Raw genomic sequence first — 25,490 nt, 5'->3', positions numbered from 1 at the left:
GGATTAACAGGATGGCTACGTTTATTATGACAAGCTCCGCTAGAAGCTATTCACCCTTTTAATCTTCTTTTAGCAGGCAGTTCCAAACCTCAAAAAAACATCACAAAAAAACGCTATTTGCGTGCATGGAGTTGTCATACTTAACAACTCATCATGCGTACAAACAGCGTTTTAATGAAATGCTGTAAAAGATAATGCTCAGGAGCTAACTTTATTTTGCTGATATTGTTCCATTGATATAAGTACCTCACGGGGCTTACTTCCCTCGTAAGGACCGATGACACCGCGAGCTTCCATGGAGTCAATCAGTCGGGCAGCACGCGTATAACCGATCCGCATACGGCGCTGAAGGAGCGAAACGGAAGCTTGTTTAGCCTCTAAAATGATGTTGACAGCTTGATCATACAGCTCATCCAGCATTTCATCCGCATCAGTGGATACCTCTTCCACCTCCGGCACAAGCGTTTCATCATACTGCGCTTCACCCTGTTCACGTACATAGTTAACAATGTTTTCCACTTCCTGATCACTCATAAATGCTCCCTGAACACGGACTGGTTTGGAAGCACCCATCGGCATGAACAGCATGTCACCACGTCCGAGCAGTTTCTCAGCACCACCCATATCCAGTATGGTGCGGGAATCCACCTGCGAAGAAACGCCGAAGGCAATACGTGAAGGAATATTGGCTTTAATAACCCCTGTAATTACGTCAACTGAAGGTCTTTGTGTTGCAATAATCAGATGGATGCCTGCTGCACGCGCCATTTGGGCAAGTCGCGCAATCGCATCCTCCACATCTCCTGCAGCAACCATCATCAAATCTGCCAGCTCGTCCACAATAACGACAATGTAAGGCAGAAATGCATCCGGGTTATCCTTCATCAAATTGTTGTAACCCTCAATATTACGGGTGCCTGATTTGGAAAACAGCTCATACCTTTTTTCCATTTCAACTACAATTTTCTTCAATGCCAGTGAGGCACGCTTTGGATCAGTCACGACCGGAGCCAATAAATGGGGAATTCCGTTATACACGTTCAACTCTACCATCTTGGGATCGACCATCAGAAATTTCACTTCATCCGGCTTCGCTTTGTACAAAATACTCGTGATGATCCCATTGATACACACCGATTTACCCGAACCCGTAGCTCCAGCTACAAGCAGATGGGGCATCTTGGCTAAATTACCGACAATCGTTTGTCCTGCAATATCACGTCCAAATGCAATCGACAAATTGGAAACTGATTCCTGGAAAACTGTCGTCTCCATTACCTCACGCATGGTTACGATAGAAACTTCATTATTCGGAACTTCTATCCCTATGGCGGACTTGCCGGGAATAGGTGCCTCCATACGGATATCCTTTGCAGCAAGCGCAAGTGCAATGTCATCCGTCAGACTCACAATCCGGCTAACCTTCACGCCAATGTCTGGCTGGATTTCATAGCGTGTGACGGCTGGACCACGTACAACCTCCAGCACTTTCGCCCGAACACCGAAGCTCTCCAGCGTGGCCTCCAGCTTGCGTGCTGTTTGCATGTAATCCTTTTGTCCCATGCCTTTGCCTGCATTTTGCGGTTTGGCAAGCAAACGAAACGATGGGAGCTTGTACGGCTTAGGCGGTGGTGGAGCTGGAATAGCTACATTGGTCCCTTCAGCTTCTTCGCCTGTCACCCCGTTAGCAATCGTCTGAGCCAGTTCCTGAGCTTCTTCTGATGTCCCATGGATCGTTGCCGAATCATTTCTATTCATATCCGCATCAGCATCCATAAAATTACTATCCAGGTGTTCATCAATAATGGAATCGTTCCGCACTCCACTTGTCAGGGAGTCTTCAAGTTCAGCCTCTGATCTTTTTTCCTCATTTTTCACTTGTTCGAAGAAGTCCCTAATGATTGGCGATCTTTTCACCGGAATTGAGGCTTCCTGTTCAGCGTGTTCGATCACGTCAGACAGTTCTTCTCCCTGATTGCCATTTCTCCACTGAGGCTGCACGTCACCAGCCTCATATAGAAGATCATGTTCATCTTCATCCGCATGGGCAGGTTGCTCTTCCTTGTCCGCCTTATCTGTATTTTTAAGGCCAAACAACTGAAAGAAAATGGGCTGCTTGCGTGCTGGAGGCTGCATTTCATCAAAGTCATCATCCATATCCTCCTCATAGGCAGGAATAGGCTCAGATTTGGGTTTTCTATTTCCGCTGCCCTTGCTTGATGCAGAAAGCGGAGTGGCTTTTCCAGTCCATTTTTTCCGCACGCTTCCCCCGGCTGTCAGCAGTTTGGTCTTTACAATCCGCACTAAATCCACATAAGACAGTTGAGTCATCAGCATAAAACAAATGACGAACATGACAATCATGATCAGCTTAGCTCCTGTGAGACCAAACAGCCACAACAGAACGGTAAGCTGTAATGCGCCAACGTAGCCCCCGCTAATATCCTTATTCAGCATGGAGGTATGGCCTTGCTGGTCAGGCGACAGCAACTGCTCACGCATATCTATATGTATCTGGGTCATCACTCCGCCTGGCTGAAGCGCGTTGATCGGTCCCAAACGCTGCTCCATAGATGAAATAGAACTCATAAGTGTAAAGGCAAATACCAACAACAGCAAACCCGTCTTCCGTGAGTTCCACTGGTTCGGCCACTTGCGGTGAATCATCACCATCAGACCATAATAAATGCCAATCAGGGGGATCACAAAATAGAATTTCCCCAGTACAAGCCCAAACATCTTGGATAGCGACCGACCAACTGCCGCTTCACCCGACAACGCAATGACCGCCAATGTAATCAGCACAATGCCGTAAATTTCATATTTTAAAACTCCGCCAAATATGGCTTTCTTTTTTCTTTTTCTTCTTCTGGACATACAAGGTCACCCCCCAGAAGAATATTATACCACGTCACTCGCTATCCGCACATATGTTCTTTTTCAGCAGCAAATGACCTATTTCTGTACTATTCGACAGCTTCTATGACCACTCGATGACCTGACCTGGTCCATAACGAGGATTGAGGTAGGCTTCCAATGGGCAGTCCAACAGCCTTACTATGATCCCCCGACGACTTTCAAGCGGCTGTACCTGCATAAGCAGACCGTCTACCCGGACCTCTACAAGCTCCTCACCTTCCTTCCACATCCCTTCCCACACCAATTCCATTGGCATTACAGTATATAATGTCATTGGGGTAGCTCCTTGCTGTGCTCACTTGAAGGGGCTCCTGTAGCATTGGGTGAAAAAGGGGCATATGGAGTCTGCTGTGGAGTCCCTGTCATCCCGTTTTGCTGACGGCGCGCCTCAATGATAGTATTCAACTGTTTTAGCGCCTCTCCTATCCCACCAACCGCATCCATCAAACCGTATTTTACTGCATCGATTCCTCCAACCGCTGTACCAATGTCACGGTTTAATTCTCCAGTTTTGAACATCAGTTCCTTGAACCGATCTTCTGTGATGCGGGAATGAGAAACGACGAAGCGGACGACACGCTCCTGCATTTTTTCCATATATTCAAAAGTCTGTGGGACTCCAATGACCAGGCCGCTCATACGAATAGGATGAATGGTCATCGTCGCACTCTCGGCAATGTAAGAATAAGTAGAAGATACGGCAATCGGCACACCGATACTATGCCCTCCACCTATGACAATGGTCACTGTTGGTTTACTCATGGATGCGATCATCTCTGCAATAGCCAGTCCTGCCTCTACATCTCCGCCAACTGTATTTAGCAAAATCATTAATCCTTCGATACGTGGGTTTTGCTCTGCCGCTACCAACTGCGGAATAATATGCTCATATTTTGTTGTTTTGTTTTGAGGCGGTAAGATGAGATGTCCTTCAATCTGACCGATAATCGTCATACAAAAAATATTGGACTCGCTTCCGGGCATGGAGGTTTGACCCAGCTGCTGTAAAGCCTCCATAGCAGGTAAAACGGGTCTTTGTCCAACTTCTGGTTGTTCTGGCGTTTCCGTTTCCTCGTTGCCAGAAGATAAATTGCTGTAATGTTCCATATGGGTGATCTTCCTTTCGCTTTACGTATCTATGTGCCCCGTATTCACCCTATAGTATGGGATAGAAATGGAATATTTTATACCCACCTCCATGCCTTTCCTCAACTCCAAAATCAAAAAAAGCCTCTCTCCCCGCGGAAACCGTCCAATATTTCCTGCGGGAAGAGAGGCGACTGTGTGCCTGTGACTTAAGTTTTTAATTCAAGTTTTTGAACATATTTCAATTGAATCACACTTCCATTATAATTGGCAGAATCATCGGTCTGCGACGAGTTTGCTCATACAAGAAGCGACCCAGTGCATCCTTGACATTTGTCTTGAGGGAAGCCCATTCATTTACATTTTCACTCATGAGCTTGTGCAGTGTACTTGAAACAATACGATTTGCTTCATCCAGCAAACCTTCTGATTCACGAACATACACGAAACCACGGGAAATGATATCCGGGCCCGACTTAATCGTGCCATCTTGCTTGCTCAGTGTGACAACCACTACCAAAATACCGTCCTGTGACAATAATTTGCGGTCGCGCAACACGATATTTCCTACATCTCCTACGCCTAGTCCATCAATCAGTACGTTACCTGCTGTAACTTTACCAGCTCTACGTGCTCCACCATTCTGAATTTCAATGACTTCACCGATATCCGTGATAAAGATATTTTCAGGCTCGATACCTACTCCTTCAGCAAGCAGAGCGTGACGACGCTGCATTCTGAACTCACCGTGAATTGGCAAGAAGAATTTTGGTTTCATCAGATTCAGCATCAGCTTGAGTTCTTCCTGGCTGCCGTGTCCAGAAACGTGGATACCAGGATTAGCTGCACTGTAGTATACATTGGCACCCAGACGGAACAGCTCATCAATAGTGCGTCCAACATATTTTTCATTACCTGGTACCGGAGTAGCTGCGATGATCACTGAGTCCCCTGGAAGGATATCTACCTTACGATGCGTAGAACGAGCCATTCTTGTCAAAGCAGACATTGGTTCACCCTGACTACCTGTGCAGAGAATAACTACGCGATCCGCTGACATTTTGCCAACTTCTTCAGGCTCAATCAGCATTCCATCTGGGATTTCCAAGTAGCCCAAATCAGAAGCAATACCTACGACATTAACCATGCTGCGACCAATAACCGTTACTTTACGTCCAGTTGCCTCAGCAGCATTAATGACCTGCTGAATGCGATGTACGTTCGAAGCAAAAGTGGCTACGACCACACGCTGTCTCGACTTGCGGAAAATATCTTCCAGCACAATGCCAACGCTCTTTTCCGAAGGTGTAAAGCCCGGTTTTTCGGCATTAGTACTGTCTGACAATAGAGCCAGTACGCCACGTGTGCCAATCTCAGCCATACGCTGCAAATCTGCATATTGTCCGTTCACCGGAGTATGATCAAATTTGAAGTCTCCTGTATGAACAACAGCGCCTTCAGGAGTATCAATGCAAACACCTACAGAATCAGGAATACTATGGTTGGTTTTGAAGAATGTTACTTTCAATGTGGAGCCCAGCTTGATTTCGGAATCAGCATTGATCAAAATGCGTTTGGTTTCACCAAGCAGATTCGCTTCCTTCAGCTTGTTTTCCACCAGTCCCAGCGTCAACTTGGTACCATATACAGGTACATTCAAATGTTTCAGCACGTAAGGCAAACCGCCGATATGGTCCTCGTGACCATGAGTCAACACAATGCCTCTTACTTTGTCGCGGTTCTCTGTAAGGTAGGAAATATCAGGAATAACGATATCGATGCCAAGCATGTCCTCTTCCGGAAATTTCAGACCGGAATCCACCACGACAATGTCGTTGCCGTATTGAACGACATACATATTTTTCCCGATTTCACCGACGCCGCCCAAAGCGAAAATCATCAATTTATCGTTGTTTGTTTTTTTAGACAAATGAATCTAAACCTCCTATGGTAGTTGGACGTCGTACCTTGATTTGTTATTTAATTTTCAAAAAAATACCGCACCCAGTCACTTGACCCCATTATACATGATTAAAATACGAAAAAACAAGTCATCCTGTTCGTTACGCTAGGTTTCCCATTGCCTTCTCAAACCATAAGTATGTGCCATTTTATCTACATGCCTGGTTAATAGCATAGCAAAAAGGACGTTCTATAAGAACGCCCTTCATATTCGGAAGACCTTGTCAGGGCAATAACCCAGTCGATATTATACCTACCGACTGCCCTTAACAAGGATACTCCTTGTATTCATCAACATCTTTCGTCTATTTCTTTTTAGCGGGTAAATAAATTCTTAATAAACTCTGCTTCATCCTCGGTAGGCGGGATAAGTGGCAACCGAACTGAACCTACCTTAATCCCCCGTAACTCCAATGCATACTTTACAGCTACCGGATTAGGCAAAGGATGAGGACAGCCGAACATGCCCTTAAAAATCGGGAACAACTGTTGATGCAGTTTTGCTGCCTCTTGAGCGTGTCCTCCTACAAAGGAATCCAGCATTCGCTTCATTTCTGCACCTACCACGTGACTTGCTACGCTGATAATGCCATAAGCACCTACAGCCATGGCAGGCAATCCAGATGCATCATCCCCGGAATAAACCAGAAAACCTTCTGGTGCTGCCGCTGCAATCTGTGTAACTTGTGCAAGTGATGCACATTCTTTGGTTCCTACAATGTTCGGAATTTGTGCAAGCCGCAGTGTCGTTTCAGCTGTCAGGCTGGCACCGGTACGGCTTGGAACATTATACAGTATCGCTGGAAGGGATGTGGAGTTTGCAATACTTTTGAAGTGCTGATACATCCCTTCCTGATTCGGTTTATTATAATATGGCACTACCAGCAGCACACCGTCTGCTCCCGCCTGCTCCGCAGCACGGGTGAGGTGGATGGAATGACGTGTGTTATTGCTTCCTGTCCCTGCAATAATTTTACATCGCCCAGCTGCTTTTTCTACAACAAATGCAAACAGCTTAATTTTTTCATCATCACTCAGGGTAGGAGACTCCCCTGTTGTTCCAGATACAACAAGTGACTCTGAATGCTGTTCTTCTATTAAATAATCAATCAACGAGGACAATGCAGTCCAGTCAATCTCTCCTTGCTGATCAAAAGGTGTCACCATTGCGGTAATCAATCTGCCGAAGTTCACCATGCTGCCTCCTTTTTTTGCAAGTCCGAGCACGGACAATGCGCCTATTGATGGAGTTCAAATTTATTATGCAATGCGCGTACAGCCTGCACCATATCTTCCTTTTTAACAAGTACCCAGATCGTGGTGTTGGAATCTGCCGATTGAAGGATCTGTACGTCTGATTCTGTCAATGCCTCCACAATTGTCGCCATAATACCTGGTACCCCGTTGATACCACCGCCTATGACCGAAACTTTAGCACACCCGGCCAGTATTTTAGGCTCTAGACCCAAACCGTTAAGTACTTCAACCGCTTTGCTTCCATCATTATCAAATACGGTATAAACCGCTCCTGATGGAGTTACATTAATGAAATCGACGCTGATTCCGTGTTCAGCCATAGATTTGAATACTTGTAATTGCAAGTGCTCCAAACCCGACTTTAATTCAACAGTAATTTGAGTAACATTTCCGACATACGCAATACCGGTCACGAAGCGGTCTACGATATCTGCCTGCACATCTTTAAAGCCTTCCGGATGGGTAACCAACGTCCCCTCTCCCTCGGAGAAGGTAGAGCGAACCCGTACCGGAATATTAGCCTGCATGGCTATTTCAACAGCACGAGGATGGATCACCTTTGCTCCCTGATGAGCCATATTACAAATTTCCGTATAGCTAACATGTGCAAGCGGCTTCGCATTTTCCACAATACGCGGATCAGCGGTCAAAATACCATTCACATCTGTATAAATATCAACCATATCCGCATGTAGAGCAGCACCTAGTGCAGTAGCTGACGTATCGCTGCCTCCCCGACCAAGGGTAGTCATATCACCATCAGCTGTTTGTCCCTGAAAACCAGTCACAATGACCACTCTGCCTTGGTTCAGTTCTTCCACAATACGGTCTGGCTTGATATCCAAAATCCGAGCATTGCCGTATTGATCATCCGTAATAAAGCCTGCCTGTGCTCCAGTCAGCACTGTAGCAGGGATACCTTCCTTCTCCATCAGGCTGCACAATGTAGCAGCAGAAATGATTTCACCACAGCACAGCAGTAAATCCCGTTCGCGCTTCGGAAGACTGTCGCCGTTAGATGCCGCCCAATCCAGCAACGTGTCCGTGGCATAAGGCTCTCCTTTCCTCCCCATGGCCGACACAACAACAACTAATTGAAAATTTTGCTTCAGTTCCCGCTTCACATGTGCCAGCACAAGTTGACGCGCTTCAGGTGTGGATAGCGAGGTTCCCCCAAATTTTTGCACCAAAATACCCATTATTCTTCCCCCATATACTCCCGGCTTTAGGAACGTTACTCCGCTTTTGCAGCAATAATTTCCGCGATTTGCACCGCGTTCCATGCCGCTCCCTTGAGCAGATTGTCGGATACGACCCACAAGTTCAAACCACGGCTATTGCCCAAATCACGACGTACACGCCCTACGAATACGTCAGGTTTTCCTGCCGCTTCGGATGCGAGCGGATAAAGCTGGGCAGCAGGATCGTCTACCAGCGTTACTCCAGGTGCGGAAGCCAACAGATTACGAACTTCTTCTAGATCATAATCTTTTTTAAGCTCTACATAGACGGATTCCGAGTGACCGTATACAACAGGAATACGCACACACGTTGCTGTTACGTCTACAGAATCGTCACCCAGTATTTTTTTCGTTTCGCGTACCATTTTCATTTCTTCCAGTGTATAGCCATTATCCTGAAACTTATCGATTTGCGGAATAGCATTGAAAGCAATCTGATGTTTTACTGGCAACGAACCTACCGGCAGCAGATCTGGCTGAACCTCATCACCGTTAAGAATGGCTGCGCTTTGACGATTCAATTCATCAATAGCACGGCTTCCAGCGCCCGATACGGCCTGGTATGTGGATACTATGATACGAGAAATGCCATATTGATCATATAATGGTTTCAAAGCAGCTACCATCTGAATGGTGGAGCAGTTCGGGTTGGCGATAATTCCCTGATGCTCGGCAATTTTATCGCTGTTCACCTCAGGTACTACAAGAGGAGCTGTCGGTTCCATTCGGAATGCGTTGGTGTTGTCAATGCAAACTGCCCCATGACGAACAGCATGCGGCGCCAGTTCCTTACTCACGTCTCCGCCTGCACTAAACAAAGCAATGTCGATTCCTTCAAAGCTGTCGGGGGTAGCAATCTCTACTGGAATCTGCTGACCTTTAAAGCTAATTAACGTGCCGGCAGAACGAGGCGAAGAAAGAAATTTGATTTTGTCCACAGGAAAATCTCGTTTTTCCAGCAGATTTACGATCTGTTCGCCTACAGCGCCTGTCGCTCCAACGACAGCTACATTAAACTTTCTATTGCTCATCTGGTGTATCTCCCCTTCTCGACTAAAAAACCATTTTTTATTCTGAAAGCATCCACCGCCAACAAGAAATTAGACTCGATGCATTATCGAATCATCTTCTAGGCGAGGGATGCTCAGCAGTTAACTATAGTACTTCATAGGGTCTTGCGTTCCACAATCATCGGCTGAATCTGTTTGCCCTGCAATGCTTCATAGGCAGCCTCTGGAATCAACTCCATATTGGCTACAAGCGAGTTCGGCTTTTTAACTGGATTATCCTGTCCGAACGGCACAAAAAAGATGTTTTTGGCTACTAGTAACTTGGCGATATTAGCAGCATTTAGACCAAGTCCATCATTAGTAGAAATGGCTAAAAGAAGTGGACGACCATTGCGTAATTGCGCCTTGGCAGCCATTAAAACCGGACTGTCTGTCATCGCATTCGCTAACTTACTCATCGAATTCCCCGTCAACGGTGCAATCACCAGCACATCGAGCATTTGGGAGGGTCCCAGTGGCTCAGCCTCCACAATTGTAGAAATGATATCATTCCCTGTTATATCTTTCAACTGTTTTTGCCAACTTTGCGAAGTACCGAAACGAGTATCCGTTGTTAGTACGGTATTGGATATAATCGGAACGACCTTCGCACCCTCATCTACGAAGCGCTGTATAACAGGCATTACCTCTTCAAACGTGCAATGTGAGCCTGTAATGGCATAACCTACTGTTTTCCCTTGCCAACTCATTGCGCATCCCCCCGATCAGGATTATCTTCCATTAACAACTGCACCAGCGTATTCGCTATAATGGCACCTGCAGTTTTGGGAGCAACTATACCAGGAAGACCGGGGGCAAGCATAGCCGTAATTCCACGTTTTTCCGCATACCGGAAATCACAACCGCCCGGGGCAGAAGCAAGATCTATAATCACGGTACTCAGTGGCAATTTAGACAGGATTTGCGCTGTGATAATCATAGAGGGTATCGTATTAAAAATCAAGTCAACTCCCTTTGTCTCATTCGCTAAATCCCTCGTCATAAAAGGCTTCCAACCCATTTCTACAGCTCTCGCTGCATCCTCTGCCCGCCGTACTCCAACCTTCACTTTGGCTCCCAATCCCTGTAGTGCCCTTGCCATGGTAAATCCAGTCCGTCCCATGCCTAGAACCATACAATCTGCACCATGAATCGTAAAATCAGTATGCTGAATTGCCATCATCAGTGCGCCTTCAGCCGTAGGTATAGAATTGTATATGGCCACATCATCTCTTTCCAGCAGCTCAACCAGCTTCAATTCATGTCTGGTACATATTTCTTTTAAGTACGCTCGCGCCATCCCTGTATATACAATGCAATGCGGTGGAAGAGCAGCAGCATGCTCATTCAGAAACTGGAGCTTCTGTGCTCCGAAAAGTGCATTTACGTTGCCTTCCTCATCGCATCCCACCACCGGTAGAATCAGTGCGTCTGACGATTCCAGCAGCTTGACAGACATGGGTTCTAGTGTGACTCCTTTGAGTGGTACTTCAAGCATGTCAAAGCCGACCACGGTGACGGTAGCATCCATGTCCACACATTTGCGGATTACCTCAAGCTGCCTCGCATCTCCACCCAAAACAACGATGCGCATTCCTGTTAGCATCCGGATCACTCCTTTCCGAGACACGATATGCTTTTAGTCTATGCAGATGCCCGGAGAGGGGTGAAAAAACACAAAAAAAGCCGCCCCTCTACGGGACGACTTTTATGTATATGCTTTACTCTTAAACGAGTAATATTGAAGTTTTTGCAAAATCAATTGGATTACAGGTTTTGCAAGTAAATCGTAGACTCAGCGTCCTGTATGACCAAACCCACCAGCACCCCGCACTGTTTCAGACAAATGGTCTACTTGTTTCAGCTCGACCTCAGGCACAACCTGAAATACCATTTGTGCAATTCGCTCATTGCGCGTAATGGTGAACGGTTCCTCGCCTAAATTGATAAGGAGCACCTTAATCTCCCCACGATAATCTGCATCAATCGTCCCAGGTGTGTTAAGACAAGTAATACCATGCTTGAGAGCCAGTCCACTACGCGGACGGATTTGTGCCTCTAATCCTGCTGGCATAGCTATTGCAAATCCAGTTGGAACGAGGCATCGTTTGCCAGGTTCCAGAACCAAATCCTCCTGCACTGCTGCATACAAGTCAAACCCAGATGCAAGCTTTGACATTTTGCGGGGTAGCTCAATATCTTCATTGCCCCCGAGTCTGTTAATTTCAACGTAAGTTAACAAAATAGTCCCTCCTCATATCCTTAACCGCTGAATCACTCGCTCCGACCATTGACAGAGCAAACGGCTCCGAAAACATCCGATCCAGCACTTTGTTCACATCATCAGCCGTTACTTGCTCGATGTGTTCAATCATTTGATCCAGCGTATAATGCTGACCCAACATTAACTCATTCTTTCCAAGACGGTTCATCCGGCTACCAGTGCTCTCAAGGCTTAAAATCAGACTTCCTTTTAGCTGCTCCTTGCCTTTGCGAAGCTCATTAGCGTCCAAACCGTTGACAGCTACATCTCGCAACAACTCCAGTGTCAAATCGAGCACATCCTTTGTTTGCTTAGGAGCGGTGCCTGCGTAGATCGTGAACATTCCACTATCTGCATGGGAGCTATGATAGGAATAGACCGAATAAGCCAGTCCGCGTTTTTCACGAATTTCTTGAAATAAACGTGAGCTCATACCCCCGCCGATCGCGTTATTCAGCAAAACCATAGCATACTGGAGATCGTCGCCTATTGCAAATCCAGGCAGGGATAGACAAATGTGATTCTGCTCCGTTGCTTTCTCATGGTACAACAGCTGACCGTTAAACGCAGGTACTGTCAGTGGCGAAACGGTTCCATGATTATCGAAATGCCCAAAATGTTGCTCCAGCAATTCTAAAAGACGATCGTCAACATTACCAGCCACACTGATAACTGTATTATCAATTGTATAGTGCTCCTTCATATAATGGCTGAGATGTGAGCTATCCATAGCTAGCAGGTGATCTTCGGTTCCGAGAATCGGATAAGCCAGTGGGTGCTCACCATAGGCCGCGCGAGAAACAAGATCGTGCACCATATCATCAGGTGTGTCCTCGTACATGGAGATTTCCTCCAAAATCACATTTTTCTCTCTTGCTAGCTCTTCCTGATCCAATTTGGAATTAAAGAACATATCAGACAGTACATCGACTGCGATCGGTAGATGCTCATCTAGCACTTTTGCATAATAGCACGTATATTCCTTCGAAGTGAAAGCATTAACATTTCCTCCGATGGCGTCAAATTGCTCAGCGATTTCCTTAGCACTAAAACGCTCTGTTCCTTTGAAAAGCATGTGTTCAATAAAATGAGAAATACCGCTATTGTCCGATGTTTCGTTCCGGGAACCGGTTTTAACCCAGATGCCGAAAGAAACAGAACGCACGGTTGGAATTTTTTCGATGACCACTCTTAGGCCGTTTTTAAGTTGAATTCTTTCCACGCTTGGCCCTCCTAAACTGAATTGCATACTTAGCCATAATGTTCAATCCTAACAGAAAAAAGACATTCACTCAACCGGAGCTGGTAGCTGCCGATCAGGAGAAAGCGTCTGACTAACAGTTCCAAGTACAAGTCCTTTACTACGGATGGCATGAATCATGCCTTTGAGAGCAGCAGCAGACGAATCTGTTGGGTGCATCAATATCAGGGAGCCTGACTCAACATTGCTGTTAATTTTATGAACCACCGATTGCGGTGACGGATGTTTCCAATCTACGGTGTCCAATGTCCACAACACTGTTTTGAGCCCATGTTCTGCTGCTATATCCACTGTTTGTTGATTAAAGTCACCCGATGGAGGGGCAAACCAATTATTTTTGACACCTAAAGTTTGTTGAAGAAGCTCTTCCGTCTTTTCGATTTCTTGTACGGCTCTAGCTCGGCTCAAACGACTCATATTAGGATGAGAGTAAGCATGATTCGAAAGCTCATGCCCTCTTCTTTGAATTTCCTTGGCGAGTTCAGGATTTTTCTTCAGCCAACTTCCATCAAGAAAAAATGTAGCCTTAACCTTCTCCTGATCCAATGTATCCAATATAGGCACGATAAACTCATTCCCCCATGCTACGTTGATCATGAAGGAAACCATTGGTTTTTCGGGATTGCCCCTGTAAATTGGGACATTACCCAGTTGATTTAAATGTATTTTGGGTGCCAATTGGCGATATACATATTGAATAGGCCGATCTGGAGCTGCAATGGCTTTGCGATAGGTAGCATCCAGATCGACCTCCAGTCCGTTATAACCTGGAATAGCCTTCCACACCCTGTCTATCTTAGCATCAACTGGTTCTCTTCGCTGACGCGTTGCTTCTGTCTTTAGTCGCTGCATAAGCGCATTATCAGGCAAAGCTACTACCGCCATCGTGGGTGTAGCTTCAAGCTCTTCGGCTCCTGTAGCGTCTCCATTGCGTAATTGACTAGCGTAGTCACGAACCCCGCTAAACTGCCCAATTACCAGTGTGATGGCTAAAGTGGCTACCACCCACACTGCTCGTTTCACCCTACTCATCATTCCTTCATCCTCCCGCTCGTTTGTCCACATTGTATGCGAGAAGGACAAGATCTATGACGTAGTAAGCTATAGAAGCCCACTTGGGTGCAGCTTGTGCATATGTATGAAAAAAGAGCCAGAAACGTAGCTCTGCCTCTTTCCAAAAGCTTAATTAATGCTATTCAAACCCCTTATTTTGTACAAACGTATAGACTCCCTGTGGTATGCGAACCACAACCTAGGACTTAGCAGGAGCTTCAGCCGTCAGTACTGCCTTACGGGACAAATTGACACGACCTTGCTGATCGATTTCAGTTACTTTCACTGTAATCGTATCACCAATAGCAATGACATCTTCAACTTTGGCTACACGCTCAGTAGACAGTTGAGAAATATGAACCAGACCATCTTTACCCGGTAAAATTTCAACAAATGCGCCGAATTTTTCAATTCGTTTGACTGTACCGATGTAAATCTCGCCGACCACGACTTCTTTTACGATACCTTCAATAATGGAACGCGCCTTCTCATTCATCTCTTGATTTGTAGAAGCGATGAACACACGACCATCTTGTTCAATATCAATTTTCACGCCGGTTTCTTCGATGATCTTGTTGATGATTTTACCACCAGCTCCAATAACATCACGGATTTTGTCCGGGTTAATGTGCATTGTCATAATTTTTGGAGCATACGGAGACAATTGCTCACGTGGTTTCTGGATCGCTTCCATCATTTTTCCAAGAATGAACAAACGTCCTTCTCTGGCTTGCTTGAGCGCATCCTGTAAAATATTGCGGTCAATACCGTCAATTTTAATATCCATTTGAATGGCAGTTACGCCTTCCGCAGTACCAGCAACTTTAAAGTCCATATCGCCCAGATGATCTTCCATACCCTGAATATCCGTCAGTACGGAAACATGATCTCCATCCTTGATCAATCCCATAGCTACGCCTGCAACTGGAGCTTTAATCGGTACACCTGCATCCATCATCGCCAGTGTGCTTGCACAAATACTAGCTTGTGAGGTCGATCCATTCGATTCCAGCACTTCGGAAACCAGACGGATCGTGTACGGAAATTCAGTTTCGGAAGGAATTACTTTGGAAAGCGCACGCTCACCAAGAGCACCATGTCCGATTTCACGACGACCCGGCGCGCGCAATGGACGAGCCTCACCTACGCTGAATGGAGGGAAATTGTAATGATGCATGAAGCGTTTGGTTTCTTCCAGATCAATACCGTCCAGAATTTGTACATCCCCTAGTGCACCAAGAGTACAAACGCTAAGCGCCTGCGTTTGCCCACGTGTAAACAAGCCTGAACCGTGCGTACGCGGCAAAATGCTAGTGTCGCTTTCGATCGGACGAATTTCGTCAAGTTTACGACCATCAGGGCGCACTTTATCATGCGTAATCAGACGACGGACTTCTTCCTTAACGATATCATAGAGAACTTCGCTCACATCACTCAAAAGCTCAGGTGTCTCTATGTATTGTGCTTCAAAATGGGCAACGGTCTCTTCATTAACTGCATCAATCGCCTCTTGGCGGGCATGTTTTTCTGCAATTTTAACAGCTTCCACCAAACGATCAGCTGCATAAGCACGTACTTCACTGTTCACTTTTTCATCAACAGCATGCAGCTTAACCTGCATTTTTTCTTTACCTGCTACTTGCACCAATTGTTCAATAACTGCCACAATGTTCTTAATCTCATCATGTCCGAACATAATAGCTTCGAGCATAACTTCCTCTGGAATCTCATCGCCTTCTGCTTCTACCATCATAATGGCATCTTTTGTTCCAGCTACAACGAGATACAGATCGCTTGCGTTCTGCTGTGCAATATCTGGATTAATCACAAATTGTCCGTTTACACGACCTACAGCAACTCCCCCAATTGGACCGTTAAAAGGAACATCCGAAATACTGAGTGCTGCTGAAGTTCCAATCATGGCTGCAATTTCTGGTTCGCAATCCTGATCAACACTCATGACTAGGTTTAACACCTGCACATCATTGCGGAAACCTTCAGGGAACAATGGTCGAATTGGACGGTCTGTCAAACGACTGGATAAGATTGCCTTTTGACTCGGGCGTCCTTCACGCTTAATAAATCCGCCAGGAATTTTCCCCACAGCATACAATCTTTCCTCATAGTTCACGGTCAGCGGAAAAAAGTCCAAATCTTTCGGTTCACGGGAAGCGGTCACAGTACACAGCACAACTGTTTCTCCGTAACTCACCTTAACTGCCGCATTGGCTTGTTTTGCAAGACGTCCTGTTTCAAGCACCAGCTTTCTTCCGCCGAGTTGCATTTCTACGCGTTGCTCCATGGTATCCCTCCATTTCATTTCATTGTAAAAGTTCTATACACATCCAGTATTTCCTGCGCAGGTCTTATTCATAAGAAATTCACAGACAAAATAGGATATGTAATTCAAAAAAAGATTCCTCATTTCAAAAAAGAACCCGGCTGCTGTCCGCCGTCGCCTTAGCAGGGACAAGCGGTGAACAACCAGGCTTCTTTTCTCATTACATGTCTGAAAATTAACGACGCAGTCCGAGACGCTCGATCAACGCACTGTAACGTTTAACATCAGTCTTCTTCAGGTAAGCCAAAAGTTTACGACGCTGACCGACCATTTTCAACAACCCGCGGCGGGAGTGATGGTCTTTCTTGTGCGAACGAAAGTGACTTTGCAAGTTGACGATGTTTTCAGTAAGGATAGCGATTTGTACCTCAGGTGATCCTGTATCGGATTCATGAGTTTTGTACTCCTCGATCAATTGCTGTTTACGCTCTTGAGTCAATGCCATCCTGTTCACCTCCTTCATTATAATCGCCATTAGCCTCGTAACCGCCGGTGAAAGCGGACAACCAAGCTAAGGTTCATCGTTGTTTACACAACATAAGTCAGTATAACACAGCGCCTGTCTTATGTAAATAAATTAGCCCAACAGCTTTTTAGCCGTTTGTGCGTCATTGCCAATTTGGCTGATCAGTTCATCCACCGAAGAGAATTTGCGTTCAGGGCGGATGTAATGGTGAAGCTCAACGAGCACAGACTCCCCATAAATTTGTTGATTAAAATCAAAAAGATGTACCTCAAACGACGGATTCAGCACACCTTCATGAAAAGTAGGCTTAACCCCTACATTCATTACACCATTTATCCAATGATCACCTATGAGCGCTCGTACAGCATATACACCCTTAACCGGAATGACATAAGAATCATCCAGCTTGAGATTAGCTGTCGGAAAACCGATTGTGCGTCCGCGCTTCTCACCATCCATCACAGTACCCTGGATACGATAAGGGCGTCCCAACCAGCGCGAGGCATGTGCTAAATCCCCCGTCTGTAAAGCACGGCGAATGCCTGAGCTGCTTACCTTATCCCCATCCAGTTCGAACGGTGGTACAGTGTAGACAGACATCAGCTCTCCTCCCAGCTTCCGAAGCGTATCCTCATGCCCGGCTCCCCGGTGGCCAAACCTAAAATCAAAACCTACTACCGCCGTTAGAATTTGTAATGGAAGTAACACGTCTGTTATAAAAGCCTCCGGGCTAACCTTGGAAAATTCTTCGTTAAAACTTAAAATATAAAGTACATCCACACCCATATCGGACAGAATAGTCTGCTTATCCGCAAGCGGTGTTAAATAACCTTCATAATCGCCTTTTTTCATGACTTCCTTCGGATGAGGGTGAAATGTCATGACAGATACTGGCACTTTCTGTTCGCGAGCGAGCGCGACGGCCTTGCGTATCACGCTTGCATGTCCCAGATGAAGGCCGTCGAACTGGCCGATCGCCGTGACTTGTGGACGTCCCCATTGCTGCAATAGCTCATCACTCAAAGGATAAGATAACGATACGGTAATCATATTCATTCACCTGCATTTCACATCATTTGACTAACTTCGTCAAAAATTATAGCACAATTCAAGGTGAAAAACGTCTATCAGCATAATTTCACAGAAGCCAGGCCGCAGTCTAGGAGAAAATCTCTGGCGATTATAGAATGATTCAGCTCCGCTGAAAATTTATAAATTCTACAAACTTAAAAAAACTTTAATTGGAGCGATCGCACCTGATTCATCCCGTCCATATATGCCTAAAAACGTTTTATCCTCTTTATATAATCGGAAAGGCTGGTTGTCTGTCACTGGTGGTGAAATCATACTCAGCGACAGGCGTTGGCCTTGCAGAGCCGCAGCTGCCTTGGATTCAGCCACTGTATGCTCAGGCATATAGTCAATTGCTTTATCGGTGGCGATAAGCCGCTCACCTAGGCTACCATCGGCTACATAGCGCTCAATTTCTTCAAATGTTAAACAATGTTCTGCAGAAATTCCCGCAGACATGGTTCGCTCCAGCTTAACCATTGTTGAAGGATATCCCAATTCACGGCCAATATCAACACATAGTGTACGGATGTAAGTACCTTTGGAGCATAAAGCACGAAAAGAAATATCCACATGCGCCCCCATCTTCGCAAATCCCGTCATTTCCAGCTCGTAAATGCTCACTTCACGACTTTTACGCTCCACGGTTTTGCCCTCTCGAGCCAGCTCGTATAGACGTTTTCCATCTACTTTGAGGGCAGAGTACATGGGTGGGACTTGGGAGATCGTACCAACGAAACGCTCCAAAACCACTTTGGCTTCCATTTCGGTCACCTCAACCGGACGTTCGCTCTCTTCTGTTATTGTCCCAGTCAGGTCTTCGGTATCAGTGGCAATGCCTAAGCGCAGTGTAGCCCGGTATTCCTTGGGTCGCTCTTGCATGTACTCCACCACTCGGGTGGCGCGTCCCAGACACAAGGGCAGAACACCGGTTACCTGCGGATCTAGTGTCCCAGTATGTCCTATTCGCTTCATCCCCAATAAACGGCGAGCCTTGGCCACCACATCATGAGAGGTAAATCCAGCAGGTTTATAAACAGGTAGAACACCTTCCCAAGTTGCCTGTTCCTTCTTTATTGGGTTCATAGCTCTGACTTCACCCGCCCTACAACTGTCTCAATGATATCTCCCAGCTTACCCTCTAGTCGACAGCCAGCCGCACGTACATGTCCGCCGCCCCCAAATGATTGAGCCAGCGCAGCTACATCAACATTCCCTGCCGATCTCAAACTAGCCTTGGTCGCTTGATCATTAATAACTTTAAAGAAAATGCCGACTTCAACCCCACGAATATTTCTTGGATAATTCACGATGCCTTCCAAGTCCTCATTTACAGCACCACATTCCGTCATATCATCAGGTGTTACAACGACCCAAGCAACTTTACCGTCCTCCGACATCGTGAGCGTTTGCAATGCTTTGGTTAGTACTTTCATTTGGGGAAATGTCATTTCCTCGAGCAATTTCTCGGACAAAAATGGGCCATCTACACCATAAGCAAGTAGCTGTGATACCGTAGACATCACTTTCGGTGAAGTATTGGAGTAGCGGAAGCCTCCCGTATCTGTTAACAACCCTGTATATACAGCTGTTGCTACTTCGACATCCCAAGTTACTGCAAACTTTTCCAATAAATCAAAAAGGATTTCCGCTGTTGCCGCAGCATCTGACTTAATCACATTAACCGTACCATAAGCATCGTTCGTTGGATGATGATCGATATTCAGAATAATGGCATCTTCCGTAAAAAACTGCTCTGTCAAACCAACACGACGGTAATCCGCACAATCTACACAAATGATCCGGTTGTATTTCCGTTCTGGCGGTTGTTGACTCATATCCATAATCTCATCGGCATGCCATAAAAAATCCATGCGTTTAGGAATAGGTCCCTCATTCAGCATGGTAAATTTCTTCCCCAGACATGAGAGAAGCCAGCCCACCGTTACGGTGGAGCTGACTGCGTCTCCGTCCGGCTGTACATGCGATACGATCAGGTAATCATCATGCTCCAGAATAAATTCCTTCGCTTGTTGAAGCGCCTGTTCATAGGTATGCATTGCCGTCTCCTTTACATTCAGTTCATGGTTCTTCAGACTAACAAAAATTCCTATTTCTCATCCTTGTCGATATCACTCAACAGCTTTTCAATTCGGCTGCCATAAGCAATAGATTCGTCAATTTTGAAAATCAGCTCAGGAATATGGCGAAGCCGTATCCGTTTGCCAAGTTCAGAACGGAGATAACCGTTCGCTTTGTCCAGCGCCTTCAGAGAAGAAGTTTTTTGTTCTTCATCTCCAAGTACGCTCAAGTATACTTTCGCTTGGGACAAATCGTTTGTGACATCGACACCAGTCACCGTAATAAAACCGATACGTGGGTCTTTTAATTCGGTCTGTATGAGTAGGCTTAGTTCCTTCTTAATCTGCTCGCCAACTCGACCTGTACGTATTTTAGCCATGGGTGCTCACCTCTCTGCCGTTAGCGCTCCACTGTTTCCATGACGAACGCTTCAATAATGTCGGATTCCTTAACATCATTATAACCATCAAGGGTGATACCACATTCGTAACCTTGGGCAACTTCTTTTGCGTCGTCCTTAAAGCGTTTCAGTGAGTCGATTTTACCTTCAAAAATAACGATACCATCACGAATCAGACGTGCTTCTGCTGAACGAGTAATTTTGCCGGACGTCACCATACAACCAGCAATCGTACCGACTTTAGTAACTTTAAACACGTTACGAACTTCAGCGTGACCGATCACATTTTCTTTATATTCAGGGTCCAGCATGCCTTTCATAGCCTGCTCGATTTCTTCAATAACATTGTAAATAACGCGATGCAGACGAATGTCCACTTTTTCAGCTTCCGCTGTAGATTTCGCCTGATTATCAGGACGAACGTTAAATCCAATAACAATAGCATTGGATGCCGCAGCCAAAATAATATCGGATTCGGTGATTGCACCTGCACCACTGTGAAGAATTTTGACGCGTACACCTTCAACTTCAATCTTGTTCAAGGAGCCTTTCAGCGCTTCGACAGAACCTTGTACGTCACCTTTAATAATGACGTTCAGATCCTTCATCTCGCCATCCTTGATGTGTTGGAACAGGTCATCCAGCGTTACGCGGGTATTACTGCCCAGATCAGATTGACGTTGCGTAATCGCACGTTTATCAGCGATAGCACGAGCTTTACGCTCATCCTCGAACACCATGAACGGATCGCCTGCAAGTGGAACTTCTGTCAGACCAGTAATTTCAACTGGAGTGGAAGGACCTGCTTCCTTAAGACGACGACCTTTATCGTTAACCATGGCACGTACACGTCCGAAGCAGTTACCTGCTACGAATGCATCGCCGACTTTCAGTGTCCCGTTTTGAACGAGAATACGGGCTACAGAACCGCGACCTTTATCCAGCTCAGCCTCAATAATAGTACCACGTGCCCGTTTATCTGGGTTCGCTTTGTACTCATTCACTTCAGCTACGAGCAGAATCATTTCGAGCAAATCTTCCAGGCCCATTCTTTGTTTAGCGGAAACATTGACAAAAATTGTATCGCCGCCCCACTCTTCGGGCACCAATTCATATTCTGTAAGTTCTTGCTTTACTTTGTCCGGGTTGGCATCCGGTTTGTCGATTTTGTTTACAGCTACGATTATTGGTAGACCTGCTGCTTTTGCATGGCTAATGGCTTCAACCGTTTGTGGCATAACACCGTCATCAGCTGCAACCACAATAATCGTCATATCTGTTACTTGAGCACCACGTGCACGCATAGCGGTAAAGGCTTCGTGACCTGGTGTATCCAAGAAAGTGATTTTTTTGCTGTTAATTTCAACTTGGTATGCACCAATGTGCTGTGTAATACCGCCAGCTTCACCACCTGTTACATTCGTGGAGCGAATGGCATCCAGCAAAGTTGTTTTACCATGATCGACGTGACCCATAATTGTTACAACCGGTGGACGTGTTCTCAAATCCGCTGGATCATCATTTTCTTCCACAGTTTCAAAACGATCTTCTTCCACTGGGATTTTCACTTCTACCTCGACGCCAAAGTCACCAGCAAGCAAGAGAATGGTATCCATATCCAGTTCTTGGTTGATGGTCGCCATTGTTCCGAGCATGATCAATTTTTTGATGACTTCTGAAGCATCCTTGTGAAGAAGCTTGGCTGTTTCGCCTACAGTCATCTCACCACGCACAATAATTTTCTTAGGCGTGTTGTCGATTTTCTCGCGACGCTCCAGTTGTTGACCTTTACCACGGTTGTTGAATTTACCACCACGATTGTTTCCACCACGGTTGTTGCCTCCACGACCACCGTTACCACCGCGTCCTCCGCCTTGACGGTTATCGTCAAAACGTCCTTGACCGGAACGGTTACCGCTGTTGTTGGAGTTGCCACCTGTACGGCTGCCACCACTGCGGTTGGAATTATTGCTTCCTGCCGAAGAAGAAGTTCTTACTGCACCACCCTGGCTGCTTCCCTGAGGACGTGAACCTGTGTTATTGCTACCGGTACGCTGTTGTCCTCCCTGCTGTTGACCATTACTACGGTTCTGAGTGCCTTGCTGGCCGACTGGTCTACTAGAACCTTGTTGACTGCGGTTTTGACCGCCCTGCTGACTGCTTTGCGCTTTTGGAGCGCTGCTTCGATTACTGTTTTGGTTGTTGTTTGTCCTATTCATACTTACCTGCTTTTCCTGTTGATTTTTGGTTTGCTCCGTTGAATGATTACTATTCTGGCTTGAACCGGTCTGATTCGAGCTTACTTGCGCCGTACCTGCTTCGCCTTGCTTGACCGCAGCATTGGATTTAATATTCTTAAAAAAATTTTCCACTTTACCTACGGCATCATGTTCCATGACGCTCATATGGTTGTTCACGGGAATATCCAGCCGTTTAAGAATGGTGATAATTTCTTTGCTGCTCATGTTCAACGATTTGGCGTATTCGTATACCCGCACTTTGTCTTTGCTTTCTTGTTTACTCAATATACTCCACCTCCGACATTATCCCCGCATGTTTCATGATCAATTTCGCGAATCCTTGATCCGTCACAGCCAGCACGACCCGTTCAGGTTTGCCGATGCTGCTTCCCAAGCTTTCCCGGTCAAATCCTATCAATAAGGGGATTTTGTACGTCCCGCATTTGTCGCGGAATTTCTTTTGAGTATTCATTGAAGCATCTTTCGCAAGAATGACCAGCTTGGCTTCTGAAGACCTGATCGCTTTATAAACGATCTCATCACCTGTTAGCAACTTGCCAGCTCTCATGGCAAGCCCCAATCCAGACAGCGCCTTATTCATCCTGCACGCTGCCTTGTGCCGCCAGGAATTCTTCCTCGACGGCAGCAAAATCACGACTTAGCTGCTCATAAATATCAGGATGGACCGAGTGCTTCAATGCTCGATCCAGTGCCTTGCTCTTTTGAGCCAACTTGAAGCAGGCGGCTTTGCCGCACAAGTAAGCGCCGCGTCCCGACTTTTTGCCAGTCAAGTCAATCAACACTTCGTCTTCAGGGGTTTTGACGACACGGATTAACTGCTTCTTTGGCATCATTTCATGACAGGCGACACATTTGCGCAAAGGTATCTTTCTCTGTTTCATGCATTAACCCCCCTACACTCCGCTTAATCTACAGAAACGGAATCCTGATGCATTTCATCGGTGGATGTTCTCGGTCTGCCGAGTTCTTCCTCCGCCTGTGTTTCACTCTTAATATCAATTTTCCAGCCAGTAAGCTTAGCAGCAAGGCGAGCATTTTGCCCTTTGATACCAATAGCTAGAGAAAGCTGATAATCAGGTACTATAACGCGAGCCATTTTCTCTTCTTCAAACACCTGTACTTCAAGCACCTTGGACGGACTCAAAGCATTAGCCACGTATTCATCAACATTATCAGAATAGCGTACAATGTCGATTTTTTCGCCACGCAGCTCGTTTACAATGGTCTGCACCCGCGTTCCTCTTGGTCCCACACAAGAACCTACCGGATCAACCTCGGCGTTACGAGAATGAACAGCGATTTTAGAACGGAAGCCTGCTTCACGCGCTACGGAACGAATCTCTACAACACCGTCAAAAATTTCAGGCACTTCGAGTTCGAACAAACGCTTAAGCAGACCCGGATGTGATCGGGACAGCATAATTTGCGGTCCTTTGGTTGTGTTCTCCACCTTGGTAATATAAGCCTTAATCCGATCCAAATGGTTGAATTTCTCATTAGGCATTAGCTCACTCAACGGAAGAACTGCTTCCACCTTGCCAAGATCAATATAAATATTGCGTGGATCTTGGCGCTGTACAGTTCCTGTTACAATATCCTCTTCCTTGTCCACAAACTTGTTGTAGATCAGTCCCCGTTCCGCTTCGCGAATGCGCTGGGTCACGACTTGCTTCGCTGTTTGTGCAGCAATCCGTCCAAAATCACGTGGTGTGACTTCAATTTCAGCAACATCCTCCAACTGAAAATGTGGGTTAATCTCACGGGCTGCCGGCAACGAAATCTCGGTGCGAGGATCCAATACCTCCTCAACAATCAGCTTACGGGCATATACCTTAATGACTCCCGAGTTGCGGTTCATATCAACACGCACGTTTTGTGCGGTATTGAAATTCCGTTTGTAACTGGAGATCAGGGCTGCTTCAATGGCCTCAAACAGCACGTCCTTACTGATCCCCTTTTCTCTTTCCAACTCGTTCATTGCTTCAATAAAATCCATACTCATGGATTACTGCTCCCCCTTTCAAATGATGGCACCTGCGTACTGGTCGGCACACGAGGCAAAAAACATGTAGTACATGTCAAACAGCAACAATCAAATCTGAATTAAAATATGATCGCGAGCCTTGCACCGGCTACCTTGTCATAAGGTATGGTATGCTTCTTTTGTCCACTTTGGACGGTGAGTTCCCCATCTTCAAAAGAAAGCAAACGGCCTTCGAATTCCTTCAGACCGTTAATCGGCTCGTATGTAGTAACGAATACGTTTTTGCCTACCGCTTTAGTGACATCCTCCGCTTTTTTCAGCGGTCTCTCGGCGCCTGGTGAAGACACCTCCAGAAAATATGCTGTAGAAACAGGGTCATTTTCATCCAGCTTTTGACCCAAATATTCACTGATCATACTACAGTCGTCCAGATCAATTCCTCCGTCTTTATCTACAAAAACACGAAGAAACCAATTGCTACCCTCTTTGACATACTCGACATCGACCAGTTCAAAACCATGCTCATCGAGGTAAGGTTGGGCCATTTCTTCTACTACTGATTTGATCTTTGGTGTGCTCAAAGATTATAACCTCCAAAAGTGAACTTTCCTGTGGTGAAAAAGAGATACCCTCTTGCCGTGGGCAATGCTTCTCCATCACCGGCATTTTCATTTTCATTTGATGTAATGTTCATTTTGGGCTCACTGCAAATAAACCGGCGTACCGGTTGCCTGCCCAAAAATAACCTTTTTTTCACGTTGTACCTGTATATCAAACAGTAAAGAGTGGGTTTC

General features: G+C 46.0%; 23 protein-coding genes. All 23 read right to left on the bottom strand.

The features are described from left to right. Positions 1–198 precede the first annotated feature (198 nt). Entirely contained in the window at positions 199–2,877 is a 2,679-nt protein-coding gene (locus EGM68_RS10420) for an FtsK/SpoIIIE family DNA translocase (protein ID WP_129549116.1), read from the bottom strand. Positions 2,878–2,980: 103 nt separating this feature from the next. Then, the gene (locus tag EGM68_RS10415) at positions 2,981–3,193 is read right to left on the bottom strand and encodes a YlzJ-like family protein (RefSeq protein ID WP_013370739.1); all 213 of its coding nucleotides are present in this window, start codon (positions 3,191–3,193) and stop codon (positions 2,981–2,983) included. Continuing rightward, positions 3,190–4,026, bottom strand: coding sequence for a ClpP family protease (locus tag EGM68_RS10410; protein ID WP_129549115.1), 837 nt, complete (start codon positions 4,024–4,026; stop codon positions 3,190–3,192). The genes EGM68_RS10415 and EGM68_RS10410 overlap by 4 nt, the downstream gene beginning before the upstream one ends. 229 nt (positions 4,027–4,255) lie before the next feature. Beyond that, on the bottom strand, positions 4,256–5,935 hold the full coding sequence (locus EGM68_RS10405) for a ribonuclease J (protein WP_013370737.1): 1,680 nt from the start codon (positions 5,933–5,935) through the stop codon (positions 4,256–4,258). A gap of 347 nt (positions 5,936–6,282) precedes the next feature. Then, positions 6,283–7,164, bottom strand: coding sequence for a 4-hydroxy-tetrahydrodipicolinate synthase (gene dapA / locus EGM68_RS10400; protein ID WP_013370736.1), 882 nt, complete (start codon positions 7,162–7,164; stop codon positions 6,283–6,285). Positions 7,165–7,205: 41 nt separating this feature from the next. Beyond that, a complete protein-coding gene (gene dapG / locus EGM68_RS10395; RefSeq protein WP_013370735.1) occupies positions 7,206–8,423 on the bottom strand; it encodes an aspartate kinase in 1,218 nt (405 codons plus the stop codon). A 35-nt stretch (positions 8,424–8,458) separates the two neighbouring features. Then, the gene (locus EGM68_RS10390; protein WP_040101549.1) at positions 8,459–9,496 is read right to left on the bottom strand and encodes an aspartate-semialdehyde dehydrogenase; all 1,038 of its coding nucleotides are present in this window, start codon (positions 9,494–9,496) and stop codon (positions 8,459–8,461) included. A 134-nt stretch (positions 9,497–9,630) separates the two neighbouring features. Next, complete coding sequence (locus tag EGM68_RS10385) at positions 9,631–10,224, bottom strand: dipicolinate synthase subunit B (protein ID WP_025679750.1); 594 nt, start codon at positions 10,222–10,224, stop codon at positions 9,631–9,633. Continuing rightward, on the bottom strand, positions 10,221–11,120 hold the full coding sequence (gene dpsA, locus EGM68_RS10380) for a dipicolinate synthase subunit DpsA (protein WP_129549114.1): 900 nt from the start codon (positions 11,118–11,120) through the stop codon (positions 10,221–10,223). The genes EGM68_RS10385 and dpsA overlap by 4 nt, the downstream gene beginning before the upstream one ends. Before the next feature lie 189 nt (positions 11,121–11,309). Then, positions 11,310–11,756, bottom strand: coding sequence for a dUTP diphosphatase (dut, locus tag EGM68_RS10375; RefSeq protein WP_129549113.1), 447 nt, complete (start codon positions 11,754–11,756; stop codon positions 11,310–11,312). Continuing rightward, on the bottom strand, positions 11,740–12,999 hold the full coding sequence (locus EGM68_RS10370) for a M16 family metallopeptidase (RefSeq protein WP_013370730.1): 1,260 nt from the start codon (positions 12,997–12,999) through the stop codon (positions 11,740–11,742). The genes dut and EGM68_RS10370 overlap by 17 nt, the downstream gene beginning before the upstream one ends. A gap of 66 nt (positions 13,000–13,065) precedes the next feature. Further along, positions 13,066–14,073, bottom strand: a complete 1,008-nt coding sequence (locus EGM68_RS10365) for a polysaccharide deacetylase family protein (RefSeq protein ID WP_025679743.1) — start codon at positions 14,071–14,073, stop codon at positions 13,066–13,068. 217 nt (positions 14,074–14,290) lie between these two features. Further along, positions 14,291–16,393: a polyribonucleotide nucleotidyltransferase gene (gene pnp / locus EGM68_RS10360; RefSeq protein WP_016820985.1), complete on the bottom strand. Its 2,103-nt coding sequence runs from the start codon at positions 16,391–16,393 to the stop codon at positions 14,291–14,293. Positions 16,394–16,607: 214 nt separating this feature from the next. After that, a complete protein-coding gene (gene rpsO / locus EGM68_RS10355; RefSeq protein WP_007430074.1) occupies positions 16,608–16,877 on the bottom strand; it encodes a 30S ribosomal protein S15 in 270 nt (89 codons plus the stop codon). A gap of 132 nt (positions 16,878–17,009) precedes the next feature. Beyond that, the gene (locus tag EGM68_RS10350; protein ID WP_025679739.1) at positions 17,010–17,948 is read right to left on the bottom strand and encodes a bifunctional riboflavin kinase/FAD synthetase; all 939 of its coding nucleotides are present in this window, start codon (positions 17,946–17,948) and stop codon (positions 17,010–17,012) included. Positions 17,949–18,116: 168 nt separating this feature from the next. Beyond that, complete coding sequence (truB, locus tag EGM68_RS10345; RefSeq protein WP_025679737.1) at positions 18,117–19,055, bottom strand: tRNA pseudouridine(55) synthase TruB; 939 nt, start codon at positions 19,053–19,055, stop codon at positions 18,117–18,119. After that, complete coding sequence (locus EGM68_RS10340; RefSeq protein WP_058829489.1) at positions 19,052–20,029, bottom strand: DHH family phosphoesterase; 978 nt, start codon at positions 20,027–20,029, stop codon at positions 19,052–19,054. The genes truB and EGM68_RS10340 overlap by 4 nt, the downstream gene beginning before the upstream one ends. Positions 20,030–20,079: 50 nt before the next feature. Continuing rightward, positions 20,080–20,430 carry a 30S ribosome-binding factor RbfA gene (gene rbfA / locus EGM68_RS10335; protein ID WP_013370723.1) on the bottom strand — a complete coding sequence of 117 codons (351 nt, stop codon included), beginning with the start codon at positions 20,428–20,430 and terminating at the stop codon, positions 20,080–20,082. A 20-nt stretch (positions 20,431–20,450) separates the two neighbouring features. Next, positions 20,451–22,976, bottom strand: a complete 2,526-nt coding sequence (gene infB, locus EGM68_RS10330; RefSeq protein ID WP_129549112.1) for a translation initiation factor IF-2 — start codon at positions 22,974–22,976, stop codon at positions 20,451–20,453. After that, positions 22,969–23,292, bottom strand: a complete 324-nt coding sequence (locus tag EGM68_RS10325; RefSeq protein WP_007430068.1) for a L7Ae/L30e/S12e/Gadd45 family ribosomal protein — start codon at positions 23,290–23,292, stop codon at positions 22,969–22,971. Before EGM68_RS10325 ends, infB begins: the two co-directional genes overlap by 8 nt. Next, entirely contained in the window at positions 23,285–23,593 is a 309-nt protein-coding gene (rnpM, locus tag EGM68_RS10320) for an RNase P modulator RnpM (protein WP_007430067.1), read from the bottom strand. Before rnpM ends, EGM68_RS10325 begins: the two co-directional genes overlap by 8 nt. A 23-nt stretch (positions 23,594–23,616) precedes the next feature. Continuing rightward, positions 23,617–24,714, bottom strand: coding sequence for a transcription termination factor NusA (nusA, locus tag EGM68_RS10315; RefSeq protein ID WP_013370720.1), 1,098 nt, complete (start codon positions 24,712–24,714; stop codon positions 23,617–23,619). A 101-nt stretch (positions 24,715–24,815) separates the two neighbouring features. Then, positions 24,816–25,277 (bottom strand): ribosome maturation factor RimP, encoded by a 462-nt coding sequence (gene rimP, locus EGM68_RS10310; protein WP_013370719.1) that lies wholly within the window; start codon positions 25,275–25,277, stop codon positions 24,816–24,818. Positions 25,278–25,490: the final 213 nt, after the last annotated feature.

It is taken from the genome of Paenibacillus sp. M-152, assembly GCF_003856555.1.
In the GTDB taxonomy this organism is placed as follows: Bacteria; Bacillota; Bacilli; order Paenibacillales; family Paenibacillaceae; genus Paenibacillus; species Paenibacillus polymyxa_C.
This window is presented reverse-complemented; position numbering and strand designations above follow the sequence as displayed.

Excerpts from the sequence above, each read along its gene's own strand:
- EGM68_RS10420 (WP_129549116.1), bottom strand. The coding sequence starts at position 2,877 with ATGTCCAGAAGAAGAAAAAGAAAAAAGAAAGCCATATTTGGCGGAGTT.
- EGM68_RS10415 (WP_013370739.1), bottom strand. The coding sequence starts at position 3,193 with ATGACATTATATACTGTAATGCCAATGGAATTGGTGTGGGAAGGGATG.
- EGM68_RS10410 (WP_129549115.1), bottom strand. The coding sequence starts at position 4,026 with ATGGAACATTACAGCAATTTATCTTCTGGCAACGAGGAAACGGAAACG.
- dapA (WP_013370736.1), bottom strand. The coding sequence starts at position 7,164 with ATGGTGAACTTCGGCAGATTGATTACCGCAATGGTGACACCTTTTGAT.
- dapG (WP_013370735.1), bottom strand. The coding sequence starts at position 8,423 with ATGGGTATTTTGGTGCAAAAATTTGGGGGAACCTCGCTATCCACACCT.
- EGM68_RS10390 (WP_040101549.1), bottom strand. The coding sequence starts at position 9,496 with ATGAGCAATAGAAAGTTTAATGTAGCTGTCGTTGGAGCGACAGGCGCT.
- EGM68_RS10385 (WP_025679750.1), bottom strand. The coding sequence starts at position 10,224 with ATGAGTTGGCAAGGGAAAACAGTAGGTTATGCCATTACAGGCTCACAT.
- dpsA (WP_129549114.1), bottom strand. The coding sequence starts at position 11,120 with ATGCTAACAGGAATGCGCATCGTTGTTTTGGGTGGAGATGCGAGGCAG.
- EGM68_RS10365 (WP_025679743.1), bottom strand. The coding sequence starts at position 14,073 with ATGATGAGTAGGGTGAAACGAGCAGTGTGGGTGGTAGCCACTTTAGCC.
- pnp (WP_016820985.1), bottom strand. The coding sequence starts at position 16,393 with ATGGAGCAACGCGTAGAAATGCAACTCGGCGGAAGAAAGCTGGTGCTT.
- rpsO (WP_007430074.1), bottom strand. The coding sequence starts at position 16,877 with ATGGCATTGACTCAAGAGCGTAAACAGCAATTGATCGAGGAGTACAAA.
- EGM68_RS10350 (WP_025679739.1), bottom strand. The coding sequence starts at position 17,948 with ATGATTACCGTATCGTTATCTTATCCTTTGAGTGATGAGCTATTGCAG.
- truB (WP_025679737.1), bottom strand. The coding sequence starts at position 19,055 with ATGAACCCAATAAAGAAGGAACAGGCAACTTGGGAAGGTGTTCTACCT.
- EGM68_RS10340 (WP_058829489.1), bottom strand. The coding sequence starts at position 20,029 with ATGCATACCTATGAACAGGCGCTTCAACAAGCGAAGGAATTTATTCTG.
- rbfA (WP_013370723.1), bottom strand. The coding sequence starts at position 20,430 with ATGGCTAAAATACGTACAGGTCGAGTTGGCGAGCAGATTAAGAAGGAA.
- EGM68_RS10325 (WP_007430068.1), bottom strand. The coding sequence starts at position 23,292 with ATGAATAAGGCGCTGTCTGGATTGGGGCTTGCCATGAGAGCTGGCAAG.
- rnpM (WP_007430067.1), bottom strand. The coding sequence starts at position 23,593 with ATGAAACAGAGAAAGATACCTTTGCGCAAATGTGTCGCCTGTCATGAA.
- nusA (WP_013370720.1), bottom strand. The coding sequence starts at position 24,714 with ATGAGTATGGATTTTATTGAAGCAATGAACGAGTTGGAAAGAGAAAAG.